Source organism: Nocardia jiangxiensis NBRC 101359, assembly GCF_000308615.1.
Taxonomy (GTDB): Bacteria; Actinomycetota; Actinomycetes; order Mycobacteriales; family Mycobacteriaceae; genus Nocardia; species Nocardia jiangxiensis.
In genome coordinates this window covers 17,393-37,656 of record NZ_BAGB01000009.1, presented here as the reverse complement: position 1 = coordinate 37,656, position 20,264 = coordinate 17,393, and the positions used below count along the sequence as shown (strand labels likewise).

General features: G+C 66.1%; 23 protein-coding genes. 15 read left to right on the top strand and 8 right to left on the bottom strand.

All coding sequences use genetic code 11. The features are described 5' to 3' along the window. The first annotated feature begins 105 nt into the window (after positions 1 to 105). The 7 genes from ON40_RS49140 to ON40_RS02295 all read left to right on the top strand — a co-directional run bounded on the left by ON40_RS49140 (position 106) and on the right by ON40_RS02295 (position 5,315). The gene (locus ON40_RS49140; protein WP_063712927.1) at positions 106 to 579 is read left to right on the top strand and encodes a DUF4254 domain-containing protein; all 474 of its coding nucleotides are present in this window, start codon (positions 106 to 108) and stop codon (positions 577 to 579) included. After that, on the top strand, positions 576 to 1,181 hold the full coding sequence (locus ON40_RS02320) for a hypothetical protein (RefSeq protein ID WP_040817935.1): 606 nt from the start codon (positions 576 to 578) through the stop codon (positions 1,179 to 1,181). Before ON40_RS49140 ends, ON40_RS02320 begins: the two co-directional genes overlap by 4 nt. A 157-nt stretch (positions 1,182 to 1,338) precedes the next feature. Next, positions 1,339 to 1,932 (top strand): DUF3558 domain-containing protein, encoded by a 594-nt coding sequence (locus ON40_RS02315; protein WP_306305366.1) that lies wholly within the window; start codon positions 1,339 to 1,341, stop codon positions 1,930 to 1,932. 177 nt (positions 1,933 to 2,109) lie between these two features. Beyond that, complete coding sequence (locus ON40_RS49520) at positions 2,110 to 2,694, top strand: DUF3558 domain-containing protein (RefSeq protein WP_083895356.1); 585 nt, start codon at positions 2,110 to 2,112, stop codon at positions 2,692 to 2,694. A gap of 60 nt (positions 2,695 to 2,754) precedes the next feature. Continuing rightward, positions 2,755 to 3,270 carry a hypothetical protein gene (locus ON40_RS02305; protein ID WP_040817933.1) on the top strand — a complete coding sequence of 172 codons (516 nt, stop codon included), beginning with the start codon at positions 2,755 to 2,757 and terminating at the stop codon, positions 3,268 to 3,270. Continuing rightward, positions 3,270 to 4,424, top strand: a complete 1,155-nt coding sequence (locus ON40_RS02300; protein ID WP_040817931.1) for a WXG100 family type VII secretion target — start codon at positions 3,270 to 3,272, stop codon at positions 4,422 to 4,424. Before ON40_RS02305 ends, ON40_RS02300 begins: the two co-directional genes overlap by 1 nt. A 123-nt stretch (positions 4,425 to 4,547) precedes the next feature. Beyond that, positions 4,548 to 5,315 (top strand): ESX secretion-associated protein EspG, encoded by a 768-nt coding sequence (locus ON40_RS02295; RefSeq protein ID WP_040817929.1) that lies wholly within the window; start codon positions 4,548 to 4,550, stop codon positions 5,313 to 5,315. A gap of 61 nt (positions 5,316 to 5,376) precedes the next feature. Here the strand turns inward: ON40_RS02295 and ON40_RS02290 are convergent, their stop codons facing one another. After that, a complete protein-coding gene (locus tag ON40_RS02290; protein ID WP_040817926.1) occupies positions 5,377 to 5,745 on the bottom strand; it encodes a DoxX family protein in 369 nt (122 codons plus the stop codon). Between the two features lie 104 nt (positions 5,746 to 5,849). On the opposite strand from ON40_RS02290, the gene ON40_RS02285 reads away from it, so the two are divergent. The 3 genes from ON40_RS02285 to ON40_RS02275 all read left to right on the top strand — a co-directional run bounded on the left by ON40_RS02285 (position 5,850) and on the right by ON40_RS02275 (position 7,499). Next, on the top strand, positions 5,850 to 6,215 hold the full coding sequence (locus tag ON40_RS02285; RefSeq protein ID WP_040817925.1) for a winged helix-turn-helix transcriptional regulator: 366 nt from the start codon (positions 5,850 to 5,852) through the stop codon (positions 6,213 to 6,215). 149 nt (positions 6,216 to 6,364) lie between these two features. After that, positions 6,365 to 6,739 (top strand): ArsR/SmtB family transcription factor, encoded by a 375-nt coding sequence (locus tag ON40_RS02280; protein ID WP_085997625.1) that lies wholly within the window; start codon positions 6,365 to 6,367, stop codon positions 6,737 to 6,739. Between the two features lie 106 nt (positions 6,740 to 6,845). Then, the gene (locus ON40_RS02275) at positions 6,846 to 7,499 is read left to right on the top strand and encodes a cation efflux transmembrane domain-containing protein (protein ID WP_040818082.1); all 654 of its coding nucleotides are present in this window, start codon (positions 6,846 to 6,848) and stop codon (positions 7,497 to 7,499) included. A gap of 113 nt (positions 7,500 to 7,612) precedes the next feature. On the opposite strand, the gene ON40_RS02270 is transcribed toward ON40_RS02275, so the two are convergent. From ON40_RS02270 to ON40_RS02260, 3 genes are all read right to left on the bottom strand, one after another. Beyond that, positions 7,613 to 8,401 carry a VOC family protein gene (locus ON40_RS02270; RefSeq protein ID WP_040817924.1) on the bottom strand — a complete coding sequence of 263 codons (789 nt, stop codon included), beginning with the start codon at positions 8,399 to 8,401 and terminating at the stop codon, positions 7,613 to 7,615. 223 nt (positions 8,402 to 8,624) lie between these two features. Then, positions 8,625 to 9,425 carry an SDR family oxidoreductase gene (locus ON40_RS02265; protein WP_174434996.1) on the bottom strand — a complete coding sequence of 267 codons (801 nt, stop codon included), beginning with the start codon at positions 9,423 to 9,425 and terminating at the stop codon, positions 8,625 to 8,627. Positions 9,426 to 9,496: 71 nt separating this feature from the next. Further along, complete coding sequence (locus tag ON40_RS02260) at positions 9,497 to 10,708, bottom strand: acyl-CoA dehydrogenase family protein (RefSeq protein WP_051192578.1); 1,212 nt, start codon at positions 10,706 to 10,708, stop codon at positions 9,497 to 9,499. Between the two features lie 77 nt (positions 10,709 to 10,785). On the opposite strand from ON40_RS02260, the gene ON40_RS02255 reads away from it, so the two are divergent. The 5 genes from ON40_RS02255 to ON40_RS02235 all read left to right on the top strand — a co-directional run bounded on the left by ON40_RS02255 (position 10,786) and on the right by ON40_RS02235 (position 16,519). Then, positions 10,786 to 12,345: a FadD3 family acyl-CoA ligase gene (locus tag ON40_RS02255; RefSeq protein WP_040817921.1), complete on the top strand. Its 1,560-nt coding sequence runs from the start codon at positions 10,786 to 10,788 to the stop codon at positions 12,343 to 12,345. Then, entirely contained in the window at positions 12,342 to 13,238 is an 897-nt protein-coding gene (locus ON40_RS02250) for an enoyl-CoA hydratase (RefSeq protein WP_051192576.1), read from the top strand. The genes ON40_RS02255 and ON40_RS02250 overlap by 4 nt, the downstream gene beginning before the upstream one ends. After that, a complete protein-coding gene (locus tag ON40_RS02245) occupies positions 13,239 to 14,369 on the top strand; it encodes an acyl-CoA dehydrogenase family protein (RefSeq protein ID WP_040817920.1) in 1,131 nt (376 codons plus the stop codon). Positions 14,370 to 14,397: 28 nt separating this feature from the next. Next, the gene (locus ON40_RS02240) at positions 14,398 to 15,384 is read left to right on the top strand and encodes an acyl-CoA dehydrogenase family protein (protein ID WP_040817918.1); all 987 of its coding nucleotides are present in this window, start codon (positions 14,398 to 14,400) and stop codon (positions 15,382 to 15,384) included. 85 nt (positions 15,385 to 15,469) lie between these two features. After that, positions 15,470 to 16,519, top strand: coding sequence for an acyl-CoA dehydrogenase family protein (locus ON40_RS02235; protein ID WP_051192573.1), 1,050 nt, complete (start codon positions 15,470 to 15,472; stop codon positions 16,517 to 16,519). A 130-nt stretch (positions 16,520 to 16,649) separates the two neighbouring features. Here ON40_RS02235 and ON40_RS02230 read toward each other — a convergent pair whose 3' ends face one another. The 4 genes from ON40_RS02230 to ON40_RS02215 form a co-directional block, all read right to left on the bottom strand. Continuing rightward, entirely contained in the window at positions 16,650 to 17,009 is a 360-nt protein-coding gene (locus tag ON40_RS02230) for a hypothetical protein (protein WP_063712926.1), read from the bottom strand. 314 nt (positions 17,010 to 17,323) lie between these two features. After that, positions 17,324 to 17,932: a hypothetical protein gene (locus ON40_RS53680; protein WP_063712925.1), complete on the bottom strand. Its 609-nt coding sequence runs from the start codon at positions 17,930 to 17,932 to the stop codon at positions 17,324 to 17,326. Continuing rightward, positions 17,929 to 19,278: a hypothetical protein gene (locus ON40_RS02220; RefSeq protein ID WP_157186167.1), complete on the bottom strand. Its 1,350-nt coding sequence runs from the start codon at positions 19,276 to 19,278 to the stop codon at positions 17,929 to 17,931. The genes ON40_RS53680 and ON40_RS02220 overlap by 4 nt, the downstream gene beginning before the upstream one ends. 290 nt (positions 19,279 to 19,568) lie before the next feature. Then, positions 19,569 to 20,150, bottom strand: coding sequence for a hypothetical protein (locus ON40_RS02215; RefSeq protein WP_157186166.1), 582 nt, complete (start codon positions 20,148 to 20,150; stop codon positions 19,569 to 19,571). Positions 20,151 to 20,264 lie beyond the last annotated feature (114 nt).

The following is a 20,264-nucleotide window of genomic DNA, read 5'->3' as shown; positions in this document are numbered from 1 at the left end:
AAGGTGTGTGAACCTCGATCGTCCTGCGACGATGCCTCACCTGGTCTTATGCGGTAAGCGGCAGCACGAGTCCGCTGCTCGGATCGTGCCGAGGGAGGGGACGGCATGACCGCGCTGCCATCGAAAGTTCTTCTTGTCCAGGCGTGCACAGGCATTGCGACGCCGGATCATCCAGTTCTGCTGGCGTGTCAGGAATTGGCGTGTCTGCATAAGGCCCGTTTGGACTATTCCATTACGGATATTCCAGAAATAGACAGCGCCCGAAGAAAAGCCGTGCGCGAAGTCGACCGTTGGCTGTCGGCGAGCGGCACGCAGGCTCCGACCGCACCCTTTCTGCACACCGAGACCGTCGGCATGGTGATAGACCGAATCGCGGAATATTCGATTGCCGCACAGGCCGGTTCGGCACAAGGGGTTCTGGAACTGCATCGACACTATCTCTGGCAACGCATGTCCGAACTCGCCGTCGCCTACGAGGACCTGGCCTCGGAGATCTACGCCGGTCGCCGCAGGGTGCCCGACCTCGCCGATCCCCGACCCCAAACCTGCGGCCTGACCATCCGGCAGGCGAACACATGAACGGAGACAACAGGATTCACCTCGTCAGAGACGAGATCCGCCGCGTCAGCGCCTGCGACCACGCCACCCTCGACGCCGTGGCCGAACTCCTCGGCACTCGCGAAATCAACGTCCTCGCGGGCAGATTGGGAATGGTTGCCGCCCACATGGCATCCCGCGCCGGTATCGCCGAGGGCATGCCGCCGCCGGGCACCTTCCCGGGCGCAGGCAACGAACGCATAGACCTTGCGGCCCAATGGAATGCGGTCACCGTCGCCGGATGGTTCGTCCGCAAGAAACTCGCCGCCTGGTGGTGGCACGACGTCCTCTTCGACGGCGTCCTGGTCACCTACGAACTCGTCAAAGCCTTCGTAACCGCCGTAGTCGACGACGACCCGAGCCACATAACCCGCCTAACCCTCCGCCTACGCGCCCTCTCCGCGGGACGCCTCGTCATCGAAGTCCACGACTCCCCCGAAAACGCCCACCTCATCTCCGCAGCAGACAATCTCATCTCCCCCCAGGTCGAACACGTAGCCCACCACTGCGGCCGCCGAGAACACCACGGCCGCACAGTCCTCTGGTGCGAACTGGCCCGCCCCGAACTCTCCCGCTGGATCTGACCGCCCACGAACCCTGTTGGTCTGCAAGCCAAGCCGTCCGCACCGGACAGCTTCTTTCGAGGCCGAGTTCATCACCGGATAAGTTCAATCCCAGCCGTTGGGGGCGAGCCGTCGATCCAGACCTCTCTACCGTGACACGGCACCGAGAGAGGATGAGATGACTCGTCGGATGCACAAAATCTGGTGCACAGCAGCGGCAGTCGGCACAGCTGTCCTGCTCGCAGGGTGCCAGAACGGCGGGGGTGGGGCATCGGCCACCAGCCCATCGGCAGCGTCCGCGCCGTCCACCGTCGCGCCGGATGTGCCGACATCGTTCAACGGATGCCAACTACCTCAGTCCGTGATCGACGCCGAGCACCTGGGCTACACAGGCACAGCTCCGATGAAGTCCGACGCGGCGGTCGACGGCGGTATCAAGTGGCGTGGCTGCATCTGGACCACCTACGAGGGGGACGGCTACTCGGCAAATGTACGGACTACCAATCTGACAATCCCGATGATCGAAGCCAACAAAGGGTTCACGATCGCTGAGCGCGTGACGGTCGGCGGACGCCAAGCACTCACCTACCACAAGAGCGACGACACGGATCTGCGCGCAGACTGCCTGCTGAATGCCGAGATGAAAGGGGGAACCTTGGAGCTTCAGATCGATAATCCGGCGTCGAACAAGGTGACAGGAACCCATGATTCCTGCAAGATCGCCGAGAAGCTGACCGGAGAACTGGTAGCCACGTTCCCTCCTTCGGCCTAGATTCCAGCATCCCTACGCCGGTGGTGTCATCCACATCGCAAGCCCCATGCAACGAGATGCGGCGAAACACAGGTGTATTGAAGCGGGCACAGTGAGCAGGTAAGTTCCTTACGAGCCGTTGAGGGGTGGGAGTCGATCCGGCCCTCGTCACTGTGGTACCGGGGCCGAGAGGACGACATGACCGACTGGGGACGCGTAATCCGTTGTGCGGCAGTGGGGGTCGGTGCAACTGCCCTGCTGGCTGGGTGTAACGATGGCGGAGGCGGGACATCGAGTGTCAGCTCATCGGCTGCTTCCACGACATCAACCATCGCGCCGGATGCACCAACGTCCTTCAACGGGTGCCAACTTCCGCAGTCGATAATCGACTCCGAGCAGATCACTCCCCCTTCCACTCCCTCCAATCTCGAGGCGAACGGCGGAATCAAGTTCCGCGGGTGCATCTGGGTAACGCACGAAGGCGATGGGTACAGCGTCAACGTCCGGACCACCAATATGACTGTCCAGATGATCGAAAAGATGAGTGATTACAAAGTTGCAGAGCACCTCACCATCGGTGGCCGACAGGCGGTCACGTATCACTCGGTAGATGACACCGATCTGCGCGAAAGTTGCCTGATCAATGTCGAAATCAAGGGGGGCGGGTTGGATCTTCTGGTTGATAACCCGGCATCACACAAAGCAACCGGAAATCTCGACGCTTGCGAAATCGCCAAACAGCTGGCCGGGGATATCGTACCGACACTCCCCGCGTCCGCATAGCACTCTGGTCGATTAATCTGCGGACGTCACTCGGATCCATTTGGGGAGGACACTCGAACAATGGCAAATGATAGCAAGCCGACGCAAACTGGACCGTTGGCAAACCTCATCACCGAAGCCCAGAACGGGACCCTGAGCGTCAACTTCAGCCCGGACGTCGTGGTAAACGCCGACGAGTTCGTGTACATCGAGCGAGACTGTAAAGCATTCAAACAAGAGATAACCACTCTTCAAAACATTGCAAAATCGATCGCAGAGATACCCAACTGGGGTCTCGGCGAATCGACAGAGGGACTGTTTTCAGCAAAAACCCTGATATCCAGGTTCCGCAGCAAGGCAATGAAAGCCCATCTCTCTACGGACACCGACGACAACATATGGGACATCCTCGATCAGCACTACAAAATAATCGACGATCTGGAAACCCTACATCACACCATCGCTCAGCAGTATTGCGAGCAGGATGCCAAGTTTGCGGCAGAATACAAGAGACTACAGTCAAATATCGAGCAGAGTCCGATCCTGACTGATCTCAAGCCGGGTACAAAGGTCAGCGGGATAGGAAAGTCGAGCTGATGGCTGTCACGACCGAGCCCGGACAGATTCCCGGCGACGGCGAGCATCCCGATAACTTCTCACATTGGGACATATACAACAAGTTCAATCCACTGAACACCGCCAACGGGCATACTGCCGCCCAGCAGTACAACGATCTCGCGAATAAATGGTCCGCCGCAGCGGACTTCTTCGCATCACGTATCCGCCAGTCGAGCTCCGCTGCCTGGCAGGGCAATGCCGCCGAAGCTTCTCGGACCGCGATCTCCAACTACGCTCAGCGCGCCGAGGATCTGACCGAGGCATTGAAAGCCATGTCCGCCCAGGTAACCGCGGCAGTCGACGGCGTCAACGGCACCAAAAACGGTGTCGCAGTACCGATGCAACACGTGAGTCGGTGGAACTTCTGGGACGGCGACCTCTTCGGGCACCACGGCATCCGGTCGAAGAAGGCCATCGACCAAGCTCGCGACGATGCCCGCTTGGCTATGAAGAACAACTACGTCAAGAACTTCGTCGACGCGGACAAGCAGATCCCGGTCGTCCCCAAGCCGAACGAGATCAGCAACCCGCTCTACAGCTACACCCCCTCCAGCTCGTACACCCCGAACTCCGGCAACGGCCCCAGCGTCCCCGGCGGAAGTACCAGCGGTACGAGCGGCGACAGCGGAAGTCAGTCGGGTACCTCCTCGAGCCAGTCGGATTCCACGTCGGCGGCGGGATACAGCTCCTCGTCCATGCCGTCGATGTCCGGGTACTCGAGTTCGACGGCCACCTCGCCCACCGGCTACTACAGCGGCACCTCGCCGACATCCACCACTCCGAGCAATTACAGCGGGGTCGGTAGCGGATCGGGTGGGGACAGCGCGTTGAACGGGCTGGGCTCGGCGACCGGCGGCGGACTGGGCAAGAGTGTGGCGGGCACCGGATCGAACGCCGCCGCGGCGGCCGCGAATGCCGCGAAAGCCGCTGGTACGAACAGCAATATGGCCGGTATGGGTGGAATGGGCGGCGCGGCGGGCAAAGGTAAGGGCGAGGACGACAAAGAGCACTCGCTCCCGGACTGGCTGCGCAATATGGAGAACGCTGAGGAACTGCTCGGTCCGGCGCCCAAGAGCATTCCGGGCGGCGTCATCGGCGGGGATTTCGACCAGGACCCCAATACTCGCGGGTGAGCGCCGAACCCGGTGTGCCCCTTGTATTTCCGGACGCCCCCGCGAATGCGGGGGCGCTTCGGCGCTCGTTCCACTGTCGTTCCGGTTCTCAGGTGACCGGAGTTCGTGATCGAAGGATGTTCCATGACCGAATGGAGTTGGGAGCCCGATGATTTCGCTGCCCTGTGGCTCGGCGAGGCGCGTGATCGGCTGCCGAGCCCGCTGAGCTACACCAGCCGCTTCCCGACCCAGGACGAGGTTCGCTTCCACCGTCAGCAGGTGCACGGCCGGTACGACACGGACGAGCGCAACCTCATCGAACTCGCCTTCCAGACCCTGACCGACGCCGAGCTGCGCATCGAAATCCTCGGGCAGTCCACGACTCTCGGCCGCGGCAAGCCGAAGGATTACCGGATCATCGGCGCGCGAACGAGATTCAACGCGATGATGCTCACCCAGACCGCCGATCCGGGCGTCGAGGACAGCATCGACGGCACCGTGCGCTGCCGCCTGTTCCGCACCGAACAGCTCGCCCAGCGCCTTGCCACCATCGTGCCGTCCTTCCCGCCGGGCCAGGAGAAGCCGGACACCTTCCACCTGGCGGACATTCGCCGCCCCGCCGAGGGGCTGAGCCGTAACACTCCCCGCGACCGCTACGACCGCATATCCCAGCGTCCCGTCGACGGCGGCGGCGGCGCGGCCCTGTTCACCGGCTCGATCTTCCACACCCTCGACCCCTGGTACGCCGTGCAATGGGTCGACGTCGCCCGGGACGGCCGCTACCTGCAACTACGCACCCGAGAGCACCTCACCGTGCGCCCCGCGAGCCCCCGAGAACTCACCACCACCTTCGAAACCTGGATCGAACGAGCCCTGCAACGCCTCCGCGAGGACGAACCCGACACCTGGTGAGCCGGTGTTCGACCGATTCACCTGCCGCCTCGAACCCGGGGCATGATCCGGTGTGCCGAGGTCAGCTCGCGAAACGTCCGATCGCGACGAAGGCCGCGAGCAGCAGGAGAATCACGTTGGCGGGCACGGGTTGTCGCTCGTTGCGGGTCAGGTGCACCCGCAACGCGCCGATCTGCACGATGACCAGCCCGACCGCGGCGATCGGAGTCAGAATGGGCGCGATGCCGGTCGCCGCGGGCAGGATCACGCCCAGCGCCCCGAGCACTTCGATCGCGCCGACCGCCCGCACGACCGCATCCGAGTTGTCCTTCATCCAGTCCAGCCGGCCCGTCGCCGCGAGTTGCTCGCGCGAGCGGACGAGCTTCAATCCGCCCGCGACGAGATACACGAACGCGAGCAGGCCCTGCGCGATCCACACTGCGATATTCACCGTATTCACCGATCCTCACGTTGGCACGTGGTCATATCGTGGGTGAGCGTCGATGCGGCGACAAAAGGCACATCGATGTATGTATCCAGGAAGGAAGCTCGGGTATGACGCAAGTCACACGAAAGACGGTGCGAATACCCGACGGCGGTGCGGTCCGGGAGGTGCTCGATCGCATCGGCGACAAGTGGAGTCTGCTGGTGATCGGCACCCTGCGCGAGGGACCGCTGCGATTCGGCGAACTGCGCGAAGCCGTGGCGGGCATCTCGCAGCGGATGCTCACCCTGACGCTCGCGCACCTGGTCGAGGACGGCCTGGTCGGTCGCACGGCCTACGCGGAGGTGCCGCCCCGGGTCGAGTACGAGTTGACCGAGCTAGGGCGCACCCTGCTGCCGCTGCTGGTCTCCCTCGCCGAGTGGGCCATGGCGCACCGCGACGAGATCAACGCGAACCGCACCGCTCCGCAGGCGTAATCGGCGGCCGTTCACATCGCGGCGCACGGCGATTCGGCCGCCAGCCAGCGGTTTCGACTGCCTTCGGGGCGTTCGCAAGCCGCGGCGGCAAGTCCGGCCGCCGCACCCGACTCTTGGTACACAAGGACCGCCAGGTATAACATCGCTGCATGACGATGAAAGCGTCTGATATCGATGTCGAGCGGGTGGAGTTGATTCCCGCTGCGGCACTGTTCCGGTCGTTGGGCGATCCGGCCAGATTGGCGATCGTGCGACGGTTGGCGGCGGGTCCGACCCGGGTGACCGATCTGGTCAAGGCCGTCGGTCTGGCGCAGTCGACGGTGTCGAAACATCTTGTCTGCCTGCGTGATTGCGGTCTGGTGGATTCGGAGCCGGTCGGGCGGGCATCACTGTTCCGGTTGACCCGCCCGGAGCTGGTGCAGATGTTGTCCTCGGCGGAGGCCGTGCTGGCCGCGACCGGGAACGCCGTCGCGTTGTGCCCCGAATACGGCATCGATTCGTGCTGTGCGCGGGAGGTGTCGTGAGCGGAGCGCAGCGCAGCGAACCGTCGGCACAGCGCGCCTCGCGCACGATGGAGCCGAGCGCCAGCGAGGTGGAGTCGTGAGCGAGGTGGATGCGAGCACGAACCTGATGGCGACGCAGAGCTGCTGCGGAAGTTCGTGTGCCGCACCGGTCGTCAAGGATGCGGCGTGGCATCGTGCCGCGCGATGGGCGCGCGCTCTGGCCTGGGTGAGCCTGGTGTGGATGCTCGCCGAGGGCGTGATCGGGCTGTGGCAGGGGGTGGCGGCCGGGTCGATCGCATTGCTCGGCTGGGCGCTGGGCAGCGTGGTCGAGGGTATGGCCAGTGTGATCGTGGTGTGGCGGTTCACCGGTGAGCGGACCATGTCCGAAACCGCCGAGCGGACTGCGCAAAAGCTTGTGGCCGTGTCGTTTTGGCTACTCGCTCCGTATATCGCCATCGAATCCGTGCGAAATCTGCTGGGTGAGCATCGATCCGAAGCCACAGCGCTCGGAATAGTCGTGACCGCACTGTCACTGGTGGCCATGCCCCTGCTCGGGCGCGCGAAGCATCGCCTGGCCGTCCGCTTGGATTCCGCGGCGACCGCCGGTGAGGGAACCCAGAACTACCTGTGCGCCATCCAGGCCGCCGCCGTCCTGGCCGCTCTGGCGCTCACATCGGTGTGGAGTGGCGGCTGGTGGCTCGACTCGATCGTCGGCCTCGGCGTGGCGGGTGCGGCGGTCTGGCAGGGTGTGCAGTCCTGGCGCGGCGACGACTGCTGCTGACCGTCGCCGGATCCGTCCGACCGCCTACCGCATGTGCGATCGGAGTCGAAAAGGGTTGAGGGCCGTACCGATACGCCGGTACGGCCCTCCTCTACGACTGTCGCGACCGGGCGCTAACCCGCGCGGACCGATGTGTCGATGAGACCGAATACCTCACCCTGCGGCCCCGCGACCATCGCCATCCGGCCGAACGGTGAATCGGCCGTGGGCATCAGTATCGTCCCGCCCAACTCCGCCACCCGTTCCACGGCGGTGTCGACGCCGTCGAACTGGAACCAGGTCAGCCAGTGGGTCGGCATCGGATCGCCGGGCATGAGGGAGTCGTCGTTCATGCCGCCCACGGCCTCGGTACCGCCGGGCGGGGTGAACATCACGTATCGCATATTCGTGCCGTCCCCGGCGTCGGTATACGTGTAGTCGAAGACGTCGGCGTAGAACTGTTTCGCGGTGTCGAGCTGCCGGGTGTGCAATTCGTTCCAGCAGTAGGTGCCGTGCTCGTTGTAGACGCCGGCGCCGTGGTGTGCGCGTGCCTGCCAGATGCCGAAAACGCCGCCGGTGGTATCGGCGACAACCGCCATTCGACCCGCGTCGAGTACGTCGAACGGAGGCATCAGTACCTGGCCGCCCGCCGCGGTGATCCGAGTGGCCAGACTGTCGCTGTCATCGGTCGCGAAATACGTGGTCCACACCGAAGGCATTCCGGGCTGCGGCTTCGGGCCGATCCCGGCGGCGGATCTGCCGTCCTTCGACGCCATCAGATATCCGCCGGCTTCCGCTTCACCCCCCTGGATCTGCCAGCCGAACAGGGTGGAGTAGAACTCGCTCGCCTTGGCCGGGTCATCGACCTGGCAGTCGACCCAACACGGGGTTCCCGCGGACCAGGGCGTATCGCGCACAGGCATAGATTTCTCCGTTCTGTGATTGCGAGTTTGTGTGCGACCGCTGATCGAAACGGCTGATACATCGCGCGGTCGAATATGTCGCCACCACTGCGACGCCTGAGCGAGCACGCCACGTCAGCAGCGGTACCTCGAGGAGCACGTTCGATCATATCTTCCCCGAACTTCGCCGAAACAGTGTCGAACGTCGTCGAATCGTTCGAAAAGGACGCGTCCTGGCGACAGATCAGGCCCGTTGGCTGCTGACCGAGACGACCTCGCCCGTCATGTACGAGGTGTAGTCGCTGGCGAGCATGGCGATGGTGGCGGCCACCTCCCAGGGTTCGGCGGCGCGGCCGAAGGCTTCGCCGGCGGAGAGTCGGTCGAGGAGTTCGCTGGAGGAGACCTTGTCCAGGAAGGGATGGCGGGCGATGCTGGGCGCGACGGCGTTGATGCGAACGCCCAGGTCGGCGGCTTCCACCGCGCTGCAGCGGGTCAGGGCCATGACACCGGCCTTGGCGGCGGCGTAGTGGGCCTGGCCGTGCTGGGCGCGCCAGCCCAGGACGCTGGCGTTGTTGACGATGACGCCGCCGTGCCCGGCCTCGCGGAAGTACTTCAGGGCCGCGCGGGTGCAGCGGAACGTGCCGTTGAGGGTGATGTCCAGGACGCGGTCCCACTGCTCGTCGGTCATGTCGACGACCGGCGTCTCACCGCCCAGTCCGGCATTGTTGACCAGAATGTCGATGCGCCCCAACGCTTTCGCGGCCGCGGCGATCAGTTCGTCCACCTGCTCGGAACTGGTGACGTCGCAGACCGCCGAGGCCACCCGGCGCTGCGGATAGGCCGCGGCCAGCTCCTCCTCGGTCTGCTTCAAACGCCGCTCGTGCCAATCGGACACCACGACGTCCGCGCCCTCGTCGAGCATGCGGCGCGCGGTGGCCGATCCGATCCCGGTCCCCGCCGCGGCGGTGATCACCGCAATCCTCCCGGCCAGCAGCCCGTGCCCCGAAACCGGCTGCGGCGCAACAGAAAGATCGGTCACTGTGATTCCTCCAGGTCTGATCGGATCTTCACATCCGATCGGTCGATCCGGCCGGGTGCGGCCGATCCGGTCAAGGGTTAGCGGGCCTCACGCGGGAGGCCGAGCACGCGTTCGGAGATGATGTTGCGCTGCACCTCGTTCGAACCGCCGTAGATGGTGTCGGCGCGGCTGAACAGGAACAGGCGCTGCCATTCGTTCAGGTCGTCCGGGAGGGCGACCATGCCCGGTGCGCCCAGGACGTCCATGGCGAGTTCGCCGAGATCGCGATGCCAGTTGGCCCACAACAGCTTCGAGACCGACGCCTGTCCGGCGGCGGTGCGCGGGTCGACGTTCTCGTGCGCGGTTGCCAAGGTGCGCAACGCATGCGCGCGCAGCACACGCAGACCCACCCACGCCTGATCGATGCGTTCGGCGATCACCGGGTTCTCCAGTGCGCCGTTGTCGCGAGCGACCGCCTCCAGGTCGGCGAGCTCGCGGGCGAACCGGATCTGTTGTCCGACAGTGGAAATGCCGCGTTCGAAGGTGAGGGTGCCCATGGCCACGCCCCAGCCCTTGCCCGGCTCCCCGACCACCAGACTCGCCTCGGTCCGGGCGTCGTCGAAGAACACCTCGTTGAATTCGGCCGTACCGGTGAGCTGGATGATGGGCCGAACCTCGACGCCGTCCTGCTTCATCGGCACCAGCAGATAGGACAGGCCGTGATGTCGGCTCGAGCCCGGTTCGGTGCGCGCGATGACGAAACACCAGTCGGCCAGATGCGCCAGCGAGGTCCAGATCTTCTGACCGTTGATCCGCCACTCGTCGCCCTCGAGCCGCGCCGACGTGGTCACCGCGGCCAGGTCCGAACCGGCTCCCGGCTCGGAATAACCCTGGCACCATAGTTCGGTGACCGAGCGGATGCCGGGCAGGAAGCGCTGCTTCTGCTCCTCGGTGCCGAACGCCAGCAGCGTCGGGCCCAGCAGTTCCTCACCCAGGTGCGACACGCGGCTGGGCGCATCGGCCTTGGCGTACTCCTCGTGGAAGATCACCTGCTGGCGCAGGGTCGCGTCGCGGCCGCCGTACTGTTCGGGCCAGCCCAGGCAGGTCCAACCGGCCGCGGCCAGGTGGCGGTCCCATTCGAGCCGCTCGTCGAACGCCTCGTGCTCGCGACCGGGCCCGCCCAGTCCACGCAGCTCACGGAACTCGCCCTCGAGGTTCTCGACCAGCCATTCGCGCACGTCGGCGCGGAACTTCACATCCGCGGACGTGTCGCTACCGGCCGCGGCATCGGGGGTCTGGATCACACTCACTCCGGTAGAGTAACCTACCAAGCACTTGCTTTGTAGACCGACAGTTTCGAATCGCGGCTCGCCGCGGGAGGACGCCCGTGACCACCCTTTCGCAGACCACCCCCCGGGCCCTGCACGATGCGGCGCGCGCCTACGGCGACGCACCGGCCGTCCACGACGGCGAGGTGCAGCTGAGCTGGACTCAACTGCTCGACCAGGTACAACAGGTCGCGGGCGCGCTCATCGCTCGCGGTGTGCAGCGCGGCGACCGGATCTCGATCTGGGCGCCGAACACCTACCACTGGATCGTGGCCGCGCTGGCCTCGCACTACGCCGGCGCGGCACTGGTTCCGCTGAACACCCGCTACGTCGCCGACGAGGCCGTGGATGTGCTCGAGCGGGTGCGCGCCAAAGCACTGTTCATCTCCGGCCCCTTCCTGGGGCGCGATCGACTGGCCGAATTGCGCACTGCCGCACCGGATCTGAACATCGAGACGATCATCGTGGTGCCCGCCGAGGCGGACGCCGCGCTCCCCGAGGCGACCGACACCGTCGTCCCCTGGCCGGATCTGGCCCGGATCGCCGAGCAGACCCCGGCCGCGGAGGTGCTCGCGCGCGGGGAATCGGTCGACTCCGAAGACATTTCGGACATCCTGTTCACCTCCGGCACCACCGGGCGCAGCAAGGGCACGCTCGTCGCGCATCGGCAGGCGCTGAGCGTGGTGCGCGCGTGGGTGGCCTGCTCGACGCTGAACAGTGACGACCGGTACCTGGTCATCCCGCCGTTCTTCCACAACTTCGGTTACAAGGCCGCGATGCTGGCCTGTCTGGTGACCGGCGCGACCATCGTCCCGCAGGCGAGTTTCGATGTGCCGCAGGCGATGCGGATGGTGCACGAATTGCAGATCACCGTGCTGACCGGTCCCCCGACGATCTACCAGACCATCCTGGACCATCCGGCCCGCGCCGAGTTCGACCTGAGCAGCCTGCGGGTCGCGGTCACCGGCGCGGCGACCGTTCCCGTGGTGCTGATCGAAAGAATGCGCGGGGAACTGGAATTCGACGTCGTGGTCACCGCGTACGGCCTGTCCGAATCGGCCGGATTCGGCACCATGTGCCTGCCCGACGACGACGCGCAGACCGTCGCCAACACCTCCGGCGGCCCGATCGCCGAGTTCGAGGTGCGCATCGGCGAGCACGGCGAGGTGCTGCTGCGCGGCCCGAACGTGATGCTCGGCTATCTCGACGATCCCGAGAACACCGCCAGGACGATCGATTCCGACGGCTGGCTGCACACCGGCGATGTCGGCGTCCTGGACGAGCGCGGTTATCTGAAGATCACCGATCGGCTCAAGGACCTCTACATCAGCGGCGGATTCAACGTCTACCCCGCCGAGGTCGAACAGACCCTGGCCCGCCTGGACGGCGTCGCGGACTCCGCGGTCATCGGCGCGCCGGACGAGCGCATGGGCGAGGTCGGCAAGGCATTCATCGTCCGGCGTCCGGGCTCCACGCTCACCGCGGAGGACGTGGTCGCGCACGCGAAGCAGACACTCGCCAACTTCAAGGTCCCGCGCTACGTGGAATTCCGCGATGAACTGCCCTACAGCGCCGCCGGGAAAGTACTCAAACGGCAACTACGCGAGGAGAATTCGTGACCAGCACAGATATCCCCGGCGCCGTGCCCGACGAGGGTGAGGTCGTCACCTACGAGCGGCGTGGTCCGATCGCGGTCGTCACGATGAACCGGCCGGACTACCGCAACGCGCAGAACTCGGTGATGACCTACGCCCTGGACGCGGCCTTCACGCGCGCGGTCGAGGACGCCGAGGTGACGGCGATCGTGTTGGCGGGCAACGGAGAACACTTCAGCGCCGGACACGATATCGGCACCCCGGGCCGCGACCACCACGTGCAGTACGAGAACAAGGCCGCGCTGTGGTGGGACCACCTCGACCGCCCCGGCGGCGATCAACGGTACGCCCGCGAACTCGAGGTGTATCTCGGCATGTGCCGCCGCTGGCGGGAAATTCCCAAGCCGACGATCGCGATGGTGCACGGCGCGTGCATCGCCGGTGGGCTGATGCTGGCCTGGGTCTGCGACCTGATCGTCGCCTCCGAGGACGCGTTCTTCTCCGATCCCGTTGTGCGCATGGGTATTCCGGGTGTGGAGTACTTCGCCCACCCCTGGGTGCTCGGACCGCGCCGGGCCAAGGAGGTGCTGTACACCGGTGACCGCTTCAGCGCCGCGCAGGCGTACGAGTGGGGCATGGTGAACCGGGTCGTGGCCCGCGAAGACCTCGAGACCGAAACCTTCGCCCTCGCCGAGAAGATCGCCACCATGCCGCAATTCGGCTTGGCACTGACCAAGAAGGCCGTCAACCAGTGCGAGGACCAGATGGGACTGCGCTCGGGAATGGATTCGGTCTTCGGACTGCATCATTTCGCGCACGCCCACAATGCCGAGGTCGGCGCGGATTCGCTCGGCGGCATGAACGCCAAGTCGATGAAGGCCACCGCCACCGTATCCGTAGAGAACAAGGCGAACTAGATGGATCTCGAACTCGATTCCGCCGCAGAGCAATTCCAGCTGGAGGTGCGCGAATTCCTGCGCGCCAACGTCCCGGCGACGCCGTTGCCGTCGATGGACACCGAGGAGGGCTTCGAGGCGCACCGGCGCTGGGAGGCCACAATGGCCGATGCCCGGCTGTCGGTGGTCGCCTGGCCGCGCGAATACGGCGGACGCGATGTCTCCCTGCTGGAATGGGTGCTGTTCGAGCAGGAGTACTACGCGGCCGGTGCGCCTGGACGGGTCAGCCAGAACGGCATCTTCCTGCTCGCGCCGACGTTGTTCGAGCACGGCACCCCCGAGCAGCTCGACCGGATCCTGCCGAGAATGGCCCGGGGAGAAGACATCTGGGCGCAGGCGTGGTCCGAGCCCGAGGCGGGCAGCGATCTGGCCGGTATCCGGTCCGGCGCCAAACGCGTCGAGGGCGGCTGGGTGCTCAACGGGCAGAAGACCTGGAGTTCGCGGGCCTCGTTCGCGGACTGGGGATTCGGGCTGTTCCGCAGCGATCCCGAGGCCGAACGTCATCGCGGACTGACCTACGTGATGTTCCCGCTGTCCGCGGACGGGGTCACGGTGCGGCCGATCCCGCAGCTCGACGGTGAGCCCGGATTCGCGGAGATCTTCCTGGACAACGTCTTCGTGCCCGATCACGACGTCATCGGGGAGCCGAACGACGGCTGGCGGGTGGCGATGGCGACCTCCAGCAACGAGCGCGGCCTGTCGCTGCGCAGTCCGGGCCGGTTCAACGCGACCGCGGACCGGCTCATCGAATTGTGGCGCGCGAATACCGGGGCCGGTGACACCGCGGCGCGAAATCGAGTGGTGGACGCCTGGATCGGGGCCGAGGCGTATCGGCTCAACACCTTCGCGACCGTGACCCGCCTGTCCGAGGGCGGCAAGCTCGGCGCGGAATCCTCGGTCAACAAGGTGTTCTGGTCCGACCTGGACATCGCGATGCACGAGACGGCCCTGGAACTGCTCGGCCCCGTCGCCGAACAGGAGAGCACCTGGACCGACGGCTACCTGTTCTCCCTCGCGGGCCCGATCTACGCGGGCACCAACGAGATTCAGCGCAACATCATCGCCGAACGCCTGCTCGGCCTGCCCCGCTGAACTCGCCCGACCCGGATTGGACCGATCGATGAGATTTGCACTTTCGCCCGAACAGCGGGACTTCGCCGACAGCCTGCGCAAGATGAGCGATGCGGCCGGGACGCCCGGCATCATCCGCGACTGGGGCGAGGGCGACCACCACGGCGGGCGCGGACTGATCCGGCAGCTCGCCGGTGCGGGCGCCCTGGGCCTGGCGATCGACGAGGCGCACGACGGCATGGGCGCGGAGACGATCGACTCGGTGGTCGCCTTCACCGAATTCGGCCGGGCCGCCGTGCCCGGCCCGCTGGTGGAGACCGCTGCCGCGATTCCCGCACTGCTGCAAGCACTTCCGGACAGCAAACTCGCCGGACGCTGGCTGGGCTCGTTCGCCGAAGGCGCGGCCCTGGGCACTGTGGCCCTGTCCCCCGACCAGCCCGCGGTGGACGCCGACACCGCCGAGGTGATTCTGCTGGTCGATGGTGATCGGCTGTACACCGCGCATCGCACGGCGAGCATCCGGTCCGTGGACCGCGCGCGCCGGCTGTTCCCCGTTTCTCCGGACGAGCTGGTGGCCGAGGGTGATTCGGTGCGCGAGGCCGCGGCGGCGGCATTCGACGCGGGCGCCCTGGCCACCGCGGCGGTGCTGCTGGGTGCGGGCCAGGCGCTGCTGGACACCAGCGTCGCCTACGTCAAGCAGCGGCACCAGTTCGGTAAGCCGATCGGCCAGTACCAGGCGATCAAACATCACCTGGCCAACGCCTTGATCGGCCTCGAGATGGCCCAGCCTCTGCTGTTCAACGCCGCGCTGACGTCCACGTCCCGCGACATCTCGGCCGCCAAGATCGCCTGCGCCGAGGCCGCCTACCGCACCGCGCGCATCGCCCTGCAGGTCCACGGCGCCATCGGCTACACCGCCGAATACGACCTGTCGCTGTGGCTCACCAAGGTCACCGCCCTGCAATCGGCCTGGGGCACAACCGACTTCCATCGTTCGCGAGTGGCCGCGGCGCTGCGTGATCCGGACGCCGCATGAGCATCCGTAACGAACTGCTCCACCAGGTCGGTCCAGCTCACCTGGCCCCGGTCTCCCACGCCGAGAACACATCAGGAGGAACACCGTGAGCAGCACGGCCGAACTGCAGGAACTGGCCGGCACCGTGCGCGCGGTGCTGGCCAAGCACGGCGATCGCGACACGCTGCGCCGGGCGATCGACGGTGAGGCCGGATACGACCCGGCGCTGTGGACGCTGCTGTGCGAGCAGGTCGGGGTGGCCGCGCTGGCCGTTCCGGAGGAGTACGGCGGGATCGGGGCCGGACTCGTCGAGGCGCTCACGGTGGTCGAGGAGCTCGGCCGCACTCTGCATACGCCGCCGATGCTCGGCTCCGCGGTGCTGGGCGTGCAGGCGCTGCTGCTGGCGGGCGATGCCGAGGCGTGTGAGCGGCTACTGCCCGATGTCGCCGAGGGCGGCCGCACGCTCGCGGTCTGCTGGGCGAGCGCGTCGGGCTGGGACGAGCCCGGCGTTCGGGTCGCCGACGGAAAGCTCAACGGCACAGCGCATTATGTTCTGGACGGCGACACGGCCGACACCCTGATCGTGGTCACCGCCGACGGCATGTACGAAATCGACGCGGCCGCACCGGAGCTCACCCGCACCACCGCGCCGGTGATGGATCCGACCCGTCGCCTGACCGAGATCACCTTCACCGCCGCCCCGGCGCGCGCGCTCGGCGGCGATCCGGCCGCGATCACCCGGCTGCGCGAAATCGCCTGGGCCGCAATCGCTGCCGAACAGGTCGGCGCGGCCGAAGCCTGCCTGCAGATGACGGTCGAGTACAGCAAGTCCCGAGTCCAGTTCGGCCGCCCGATCGGCAGCTTCCAGGCCCTCAAACACCGGATGGCCGATATGTACGTCCTGGTGGAATCGGCCCGCTCGGCCGCCTACGCGGTCATCGCGGACCTCGCCCGAGGCGCCGCCGACCCCCTGGACATCGCCGCCGCCCGCATCCACTGCTCGCACACCTTCTCCGCGATCGTCGGCGAGACCGTCCAGATGCACGGCGGCATCGCGATCACCTGGGAGCACGACGCGCACCTGTTCTTCAAACGCGCCCACGGCGACGCCCAACTCTTCGGCCAGCCACCCCGCCCCCTGGCCCGCCCGGCCTAGATTCGCCCCAGGCATGTGATGAGGGGCGGTCCCACAGCAGTGGGACCGCCCCTCGCTCATATGACGGAAGCTGATGTCCGCGTCGGCAGCTGGACGAGATGTCAGAGCCACCCTCACCGCGGACCCGGTGTCAGCCTTGCGGCTGCGCCCGACGCGACGTCCCGGTCCCGGACTTCCCGGGCGCGGCACGGTCGAGATCGCGCCGCGTGGCGGTGACCTCACGCCGAGACCGGCGCAGCTCGCGGCGGGTCGCCCAGTGTCGGCGGGTCGTCGTCACAGACCCCGCCAGCAGCAGGGCCAGCCCGATCGCGGCGACCGCGCCGACGACAATGCCCGCGGCGAACACCTCACCGGCCGAGCCGGTGTAGTGCTGGTTGAAGATGGTGAAATCTGTTGGCAGTAGATGGCTTTGGCCGATATTTCCGGTCACCGCGGCTACTCCGGCTACGACGGCCGCGATGAGCACGATCAAACCGATGAGTGCAATCATGGCGTATCCCAACGTTGTTGGATGGTGTGCACTCGCAATTCCCGCCGGTCCTCTGCTCAAACAGAATCCGCCCGATCGGGCCGGGCGGCGGGCTCCTGCGGCGGGCGCATCACCGGGTCTTCCCCGGGGGACTCGGCAGACCCCGCACACGGATGCCAACCTGGGTGAATCGGCTCCACGCCGGTGGCGGGCCATCGGGCACGGTGATCGTTCCCAGCGCCCTGTCGGTGACGTATCGCCCCCTTGACACAACCCAGCCATCGCGATGCGAAACCACCGACCCGATACAACCCCACTCGAGGAAACGCACCGCCTCAGCGGCGGCCCTGGTCGGACCGGTCCTCGGCACGCGTTTCGTCGATCGCGATGCCGCCCTCATCGATCACGGGACCGGCGTCGTCGATCACGGGACTGCCAGAGCCGAGCGCAGTGCCACCGATGGCGTCGGGGCGGACCGAGATGGTGTTCCTACCGGAGCGGACCGCTTCGTGGATTTCGTCGTCGCTGACCGGCCGCCCGATCTCGTCCGGGGTGTCGTTGACCGGGCCCGGAGGCGCTACCTGCCTGCGCACGGCGATCAGCATGGCGACGCGTTCGAGCCATCGCGCGAACAGCTCGTCGCGCTCGATGCTGGAACTCGTTCCGGCGGCAGCCGACATCCACCGCCGCACGAGCGCGGTGGGTTCCGGACCGATCAACGGCTCCGGCAACTCCAGTGCCCCACCCAGCCCCATCGACCGCACACAGTCCGCCAGGAACTCCACCGGATACGGCCCGACCCCCAGAGCTTCGGCCAGATGCGATGCCGCGATGGCGGCATCGGAGAACATCGTGCGGCGCGCATCCCCCTCCGGCATTCCCGCGACGATCGCGGCCTCGATATCGAGGCCGCGCACCATCTCGTCGGCACGTCTGCCGGTCATTGCGGCAACTCGACACTGGCGGGATCGGCCAACCCGCCGGTCGGCGTAGCGTTGGTCACTTCACCGAGCTGTCCGTCGACGAACTGCTGTTTGGTGACCCATTCGGTGAACCCCCACGGGTTGTAGATCTCGAGTTCATCGCCCTTGGCCGCGAGAATCATCACCTGGTGGCCGACGACGACTCCGTCCTTGTTCGGCTTCGGGTCGGTCGGAAAGACACCGAGAGGAACCGGCTTTCCGGCGTCGACCGCTGCCTCGATGCGAGGAAGCGCCGCCTTTCGCTCCTCGGAGGTGTGTACGGAGACATCCTGATACGAGCTTCCGGTGGAGGATTTGAGGAGAGTGTTGGCGTTCGCCGTCGGGTCGCCTTTGTTGAGGTTGTAGTTGCTGGTGTAGTTCTGCTCCAGCCGGTTGTGGACAGCTTTCGGGCTGTCATCGCCCACCTTGGCTCCGCCAACTGCCATGGGCCCCTGTCCTGTGGTCATGCCGAGCATGAACACCGGGTCATTGGCAGCTCGTGCCATAACGGTCGAGGCGGCGACACAGTCTCCCGAGTTCTTGTCGCCATTGGTGAGCTGGTAGTAGAAATCGGTGTAGTGGCCGTATCCGGGCTTGTCGGGGTTCGCAACCCAGTATTTCGATTGCCCCGCGTAGCTCAGCGTGTATTTGCCATCCTTACCCGTATCGGAGGTGGAGATGTCGTTTATGTGCGGATCCAGATGCTTGGACAGCCACCCGTCATCATCACCATGCGGATGGATCACCTTGTCGAATTTCTGCACGTCGGACAATTTGTATCCCGCGCCCAGCGCCTTCCACAGATAGGCCGCCTCCTGCGGTGACTTGGCATCTGCGAGCATTTTCTCGAACGCCGCACGATCGGCGTCGGACATGGCGTTCAGCGCTTGCGATGCGCGGGCGAGCGCGGTGGGGCTCATGATGGCGATCAGCGGATCGCTGGTCCAGCCGAAGTCCGAGGAATATCCGAGCACCACCGCGCTGAGCGGATCGATGCCCGGTGAGTTGATCTGCCGCGCTCGCGCCTGCGCCGCGAGCTGATTCAGCACGCCGGCGGCATCCGAAGCCGCACCCTCGATAATCTTCGCCGCGGCCAGCCGATCCTTGCAGCCCTCGTCGGCCAACGCCTGCGCTTTTCGCTGGGACTTCGAGAGCCCGAACAACCTGCCCAGGACGGACTCGTCCGCAGTCAGGCCCTTGGCCTGGCGCAGCAACCCCAGCCCTCGCTCGTCGCGGCGCTGCGCATCCGCCAGTTGCTCTCCCCATGTCGTCAGCGTGGCGAACCCGGACTCGAATGCCGTTCCCGCCGCTTGCGCCTGCGCCCCCACCGCCCGGACGGCCTCGGCCGCAGTTTCGGCCGCCTGCCCTCGCCAAGCGGCCGGCAGCGAAGTTTCGGCGACAGCCGCCAGATCCGAACTCGAACCGAACGAATCGACGGAAATCGTGTTGCAGATGTGCGCCATTCCACCGTGTCCCGGGGGTGAACCCGCGATCTGCTCCGGCGAACCGCCAGGGGTCGGCGGCTGCAGCGCAATATTGATCACCTGCGGGAGGAAGCTGGGCAACAGCTTGCACACATCGAGGAGGTCCAGGGCCTCCTCGAGCACCTGCACGGCGCTCACTGGGGACGCACCCGTCCGTTCGTGGCGCTGCCTGACGAACTCCCGCCCTTCCCGCCGGTGCTGCTCGGCGCAGAGCTGACAGGGGGAAGGCTGGCCGGGGGAACACCGATCAGGCCGGTGGCGCCACTCACCGACCCACCACCGCTGGTATCAGCGGCCTGCATTGCGTGAACGGCCTTGGGCACGTGACTCGCGAGTTCCTTCAGCGCCTTTTGGGCGGTGTCGACCTCGCCGAGCCACGCCATCAGAAACGCGCTCCAGGCGGAATTGACATCAGAATCCCCCAAATCGAGCGCGCCCGACAAGATCATTCCGACCAGAGACGCATACGCCGTGGAGTAGGTGGATGCCGCTTTGGAGACGATCGCGATGGGGTGTATGAGACCGTCCGGGTCGACGTGCACCCCCGAGCCGCTGTCGTTGGGCACGGTGTCGCCTGTCGCCGAACTTCCCTGGCCCCCACCGGAATTCGACTGACCACCACCGCTACTGCTGCCACCGGACGAATTGTCACCGGCACCAGGAACGGCGGAAGATGCCGCCACTTGCACCGGCGTGCCTTCCGGTTCTTCCAGCACGTCGCCCCCATTTCTCCGGCCATAGGCAAACGGGCACACTACCGACCGGCCGCACGCCACCGCCCATGCAAGACCCACCACCCCTGGGGATGATTCGCGAAATCCACATCCCGA